The 4,988-nt window shown below is 70.9% G+C and carries 4 protein-coding genes and 2 pseudogenes; 5 read left to right on the top strand and 1 reads right to left on the bottom strand.

The window, feature by feature from the left end:
• Window positions 1-794, top strand: a 794-nt coding sequence (gene tnpC, locus KME75_RS39880; RefSeq protein WP_219420185.1) for an IS66 family transposase, incomplete at its 5' end; no start/stop codon positions are given.
• A 71-nt stretch (window positions 795-865) separates the two neighbouring features.
• On the opposite strand, the pseudogene KME75_RS44460 reads toward tnpC, so the two are convergent.
• Window positions 866-1,797, bottom strand: a pseudogene (locus tag KME75_RS44460) (ISAs1 family transposase).
• A 53-nt stretch (window positions 1,798-1,850) separates the two neighbouring features.
• On the opposite strand from KME75_RS44460, the gene KME75_RS39865 reads away from it, so the two are divergent.
• The 4 genes and pseudogenes from KME75_RS39865 to KME75_RS39850 all read left to right on the top strand — a co-directional run.
• Complete coding sequence (locus KME75_RS39865; RefSeq protein ID WP_219420182.1) at window positions 1,851-2,225, top strand: hypothetical protein; 375 nt, start codon at window positions 1,851-1,853, stop codon at window positions 2,223-2,225.
• Window positions 2,171-3,022 carry a type III PLP-dependent enzyme domain-containing protein gene (locus KME75_RS39860; RefSeq protein WP_219420181.1) on the top strand — a complete coding sequence of 284 codons (852 nt, stop codon included), beginning with the start codon at window positions 2,171-2,173 and terminating at the stop codon, window positions 3,020-3,022. Before KME75_RS39865 ends, KME75_RS39860 begins: the two co-directional genes overlap by 55 nt.
• Window positions 3,019-4,338 (top strand): MFS transporter, encoded by a 1,320-nt coding sequence (locus tag KME75_RS39855; protein ID WP_219420180.1) that lies wholly within the window; start codon window positions 3,019-3,021, stop codon window positions 4,336-4,338. The genes KME75_RS39860 and KME75_RS39855 overlap by 4 nt, the downstream gene beginning before the upstream one ends.
• A gap of 2 nt (window positions 4,339-4,340) precedes the next feature.
• Window positions 4,341-4,879: pseudogene (locus tag KME75_RS39850) on the top strand (IS1634 family transposase); the annotation flags it as partial.
• Between the last annotated feature and the right edge of the window lie 109 nt (window positions 4,880-4,988).

Raw genomic sequence — 4,988 nt, 5'->3', positions numbered from 1 at the left:
GCGTGCTGGGCGACGTCGAGAAACTGATCAAGACACTGATCACCTTGGCGCACGTGATCCACGTCGACGAGACCAGCAGCAACATCAACGGGTCGCGGTGGTGGCTGCACGTCGCCTGCACCGAGACACTGACCGCCTACCACCTGCACCCCTCCCGCGGCCGGGCCGCGGTGACCGAGTTCGACGTACTGCCCGCGTTCCGCGGAACGGTCGTGCACGACGCCCTGGCCGTCTACGACGCCTACCCGCAGGCCCGGCACGCCCTGTGCGGCGCGCACCTGGCCCGCGAGCTGGTCGCCGCCGCCGAGGCCCACCCCGACCAGGACTGGCCCGAACAGGCCCTCCGGGCGCTGCACGGGCTCAACGGTGCCGCCCATGCCGCCCGCGAGCAGCGACAACACCAGATCCCGCCGGAGATCGCCGAACCGCTACTGACATCGTGGCGCCACGCCATCCTGGTCGGGCTCGCCGAACACCGCCGCACACCCGGGCGCAAACAGTCCAAGACCCGCAACCTGCTCGAACGCCTACGCGACCGCGACGAGCAGGTACTGTTGTTCGCCCGCGACCTGTCGGTGCCGTTCACCAACAACCAGGCCGAGCGTGACGTGCGCCCGACCAAGACCCAGATGAAGATCAGCGGCTGCCACCGCTCCGCGGATACCGCCCGCGCCTGGCTGCGCATCCGCAGCTACATCTCCACCGTCCGCAAACACGGCGCCGATGTCCTCACCGCACTGCGCGACGCCATCACCGGGAACCCCTGGTCACCGCCCTGCGCCTCAACCACCTGAATGGTTACGATCGACCAGCACGCGCGTGTCGTGCTGGGCCAGGTACAGGTGCCAGGGCCCCGGCAAAGTCATCACATGAGCTTGTAGGTGATCAGTGGCCGGAGGGAGTCGCGGGCGTGATAGCGCAGCGCGGCGGCGATGTTGGTCGCGCCGGACAGTCGTAGCACGGTGATCGCGAGGTTGCGGAAGGCGGCCATGCCCTGGGGGCCGTACCCGGTGCGGACCGCGGAGCGGTCCTCGTCGTAGGTGACGTCGCGGACCCAGTGCAGCCGGTTCTCGATCGACCAGTGACCGCGGATCCAGCGGGCCAGCAGGGCGGAGTCGGCGTCGAGGCCGGTCAGGCTGGTGATCGCGTAGACGGTGACGGTCTTCCACTTCCCGCCGGGGCGCAGCGGGCGGCGCCGGCGCACCAGCTTGATCGCCTGCGCGGCGTGCGGAAAGAACCCCCCGCCCAGATCGGGGCACGGGCGCAGACTGACCACGCTGACCGCGCGGGTCTCGACCCGGCCGTGCCCGCGGGCACGCTCGCGGGCGGCGACGCCGATCTGGGCCCAGGGCAGCGCACGCAGCCGCGCGAGCAGGGTGGGCTGATTCGCCTTGACCGTCATCAGGTAGTGCCCGCCGCGGCCGTGCAGGTACTCGCGTGGCCGCGGTGGGTGTGCAACGCGTCCGCGGTGACGAGCACGTCGGACAACTCCAGGGAGTCCAGCAACGTCGTGAACGCGGCGACCTCGCTGCCCTTCGCGCTGACCTGGACCTGCCCGAGTACCACGCCACTGGCCTGCTCGAGCACGGACACCAGATGCGGCCGGTGCACACCACCACCTGTGCCCGCGCCGCTGTCACCGGCGCTGTCGGCGCCGTCGTCGGCACCGCTGCCGGCGCTATCGTCGACGCGAACGTGCGCGCTGCGCAGAGTCTGGCCGTCCAGAGCCAGTACCCGGCGCTGCTCCCGGCGTGGCGTGCCCGCAGAAACGGGTTGAGCCTGCAGTTGCGCCAGCACCCAGGTCTCCAGCGCGGCTTCCAACGCCACCGGATCGACCTTCTGCAGCCGGGGTGATCGAGTCAGGTAAGGGCTTCGCGCCGCCGCACTCGGCACCGGCCTGCACCTACCTGATGCGATGGGCGGGGGGAATCGCCCCCCGGCTCTTCCGCACCGCCGCCCGAGCTCGGGGGATACGCGCTGCGGGCAGGCGCGTGGGGGGCACGCTCGCCACCCCGCACCAGGCGCGGGTCTTCATGGCGGCGGACTTCTCCCGCATCCTGCTGGCCAACGAGCTCGTGGACCGGGCCTTCGCTCGTGAGGTTGTCGGTTGGCTGGCCGGGGACGAGGCGCGCAGCTTCTACTGCTACGTCGACTCCGGGACGGTGTGGAGGTGCTGCGCGAGGCGCTCGACGGTATGGCGACGCCCCGGCCGCTGCCCGTGCTGATCGAGGTCGGCCACGACGGCGGCCGAGGCGGCTGCCGGGACCTGGAGGGCGTCGCCGCGGTCCGCGACGCAGTACTGGCTGTGGACGGGCTGGCCCTGGCCGGGGTCGCGGGCTACGAGGGCTCGGTCAGCCACGCCAGGGACGAGGACGGCCTGTCCGCCGTCGCCGGCTATCTGCGCTCGGTGCGCCTGGCGATGGACCTCGTACTCCCCCACGCCGACCCCCGGCTGGGCGAGTACGTCATCTCGGCGGGCGGCAGCCTCTACTTCGATGTGGTGGCCGCCGAGCTGGGCGGCTGGCCCGCTGACCGGCACGTGCGGTTGATCACCAGGTCCGGCGCGTATCTCACCCACGACCACGGCCTCTACAGCGGCCTGTCCCCACTGGACGGGAGTGCGCCCGACCCGGCGCCTGGGGGCCGGCTCGTCCCGGCGATCGAGGTGTGGGCACCGGTGCTCAGCAGACCGGAACCGGGCCTGGCGCTCCTGGGCGCGGGGAGGCGCGATCTCAACTGGGACCAGGGCCTGCCCGTTCCGATCGAGGCCCGCGGCCTCGCGGCGCGGGACGCGGCGGGCTGGACGATCGACGCGCTCAACGACCAGCACGCCTACCTGCGGCTGCCACCGGAGGCCCCGCTCGCCCTCCGACCTGGTCCGGCTGGGTATCTCGCACCCCTGCACGGCCCACGACCGCTGGCTCACCGCCGTCATCGCCGCCGACGACGACACGGTCGTCTCGGTGGCCCGCTGCTACTTCTGACCAAAGACCCGCTCGCTCCGGAGAAGGACGGCCCGTGACAGTCCCCGGCACCACCACATCCGTGTCCACGAAGAGATCGAGAACCCGGTTCGCCGTCCTCGCGTCGAACTTCGTGATCCTGTCCCTGAACTACGCCGACCGCGCTGTCATCGGCGTGGCGGCACCGTTGATCACCGCCGAGTTCGGCTTCTCCAACGCCGCGTTCGGCTGGATCCTCGCGGCGTTCGCCTTCACGTACTCGCCGTTCGGATTCATCGGCGGGTGGCTCGCCGACAGGCACGGGCCCGCGAAGGTCATGGGCTGGGCGGCCATCGCCTGGTCCTGCTTCACCGCGCTGACGGCGGCGGGCGTCGGGTTCGTCAGCCTGCTGATCATCCGGCTGCTGTTCGGCGCGGGCGAAGGTCCGCAGGCCACGGTCACCGCCAAAATCATGCACAACTGGTTCCCGAAGCGAGAGCTCGGCACCGCGGTGGGCATCGCCAACGGGGCCACCTCGCTCGGCGGCGCCATCGGCACCCCCGTGGTCGTGGCGATCCTCGGAGCCACCCAGGGCAACTGGCGCATCCCGTTCATCGTCTTCGGCGCGCTGGGCATCCTGTTCGCCATCGGCTGGTTCGTCGTCGTCCGCGACACGCCCGAACAGCACAGGTGGGTCTCCCCCGCCGAGCTGGCGCACATCCGCGAGGACCGCGTGCCGGGCGCGACCACGGGCGACGACGAGGACCGCACGGACCACCTGCCCTGGTGGAGGTACCTGACCCTGCCCGCGGTGTGGACCACGGCCGTCGCCTACTTCGGCTACGCCTGGATCCTGTGGACCTTCCTCAACTGGTTCCCCACCTACCTCGTGAACGAGCGCGGCATCGACCTCAGCGAGCTCGCCGTCGCCGGCTCCGTGCCGTGGATCGGCGGCTGCGTGGGCCTGGCGCTGGGCGGCCTGTTCACCGACCTCCTGGTCCGCCGCACCGGTCGATCGCTGGGCCCGCGGCGCTGGACCGTGGTGGTCTGCCTCGCCGCGACCGGTGTGCTGTTCGGCGGGATCGGCCTCGTGTCCAGCACGATCGGCGCCGTTGCGCTGATGACGGTCGTGGTGTTCCTGCTCTACTTCACCGGCGCCCAGTACTGGCTCATCGTCGGCGAGGCGGTGCCGGGCCCGATGTACGGATCGGTGTCCGGCGCGGTGCAGATGTTTGCCACAACCGCGTCGATCATCGCCCCTGCCCTGACCGGCTACCTGATCGACTCGTCACTGGGGTGGACGGGCACGCTCGCGTTCGCCGCCGTCGTCGCCCTTGCCGGCGCACTCCTGCTGGCTCTGTTCGGCAGGGTCCGCAGCATGCCCACGCCGGCCTGACCATGCGCTATCTGCAGTTGACCACAACGAGTGGGACCCAGCCACGAAGACCTCGCGGCCGAAGGTGCTGCACAGCTTCGGCCGGGAGGACCAGCTCGACCGGGACGCGATCAAGCGGCTGGTGGCCTCGCTGTCACGGCTGCTGGATCCCGCGACAGCGCTGGCCGCGACCGCGCCGGCCGAGCTGGCGTTCGTGTCCTCCCGCCCGGTCGGCGGGACCTTGGTGCTCGACGGGCTGTGGCGGCGGCTGAGCATCGACACCGTGATGACCCGCCTGCTGGACGGGCGCAAGGTAGACCCACGCGTCGAGCGGGTGCTGTTCGCGCTGGTCGCCAATCGGGCACTGGAGCCAGGATCGAAGCTGGCCGCCGCACGCTGGGTGGGCCGCCGCGCGCACATCGACCGGCTGCCCGAGACCTCCGACGATGCCTGCTATCGGGCGATGGACTGGCTGATCGAGATCGCCGGTGAGCTGGAACGCGAGGTGTTCTGGCAGGTCGCCACCCTGCTCGACAGCGAGGTGGACCTGCTGTTCTTCGATTATCCGGCTAATCGCCGCTCGGATTTCGCCTTGGCCGCGTAGCCGGTGGTGTTTCGCGGCGTTTGAGCGCGCGGATTTCTTCTTCTTGCCGGCGGACTTTCGCGGCGAC

The organism is Pseudonocardia nigra (assembly GCF_019396355.1).
GTDB classification, from domain to species: Bacteria; Actinomycetota; Actinomycetes; order Mycobacteriales; family Pseudonocardiaceae; genus Pseudonocardia; species Pseudonocardia nigra.
Note: the sequence above shows the minus strand (reverse complement) of the source record. Positions and strands in the feature narration are given on the sequence as shown.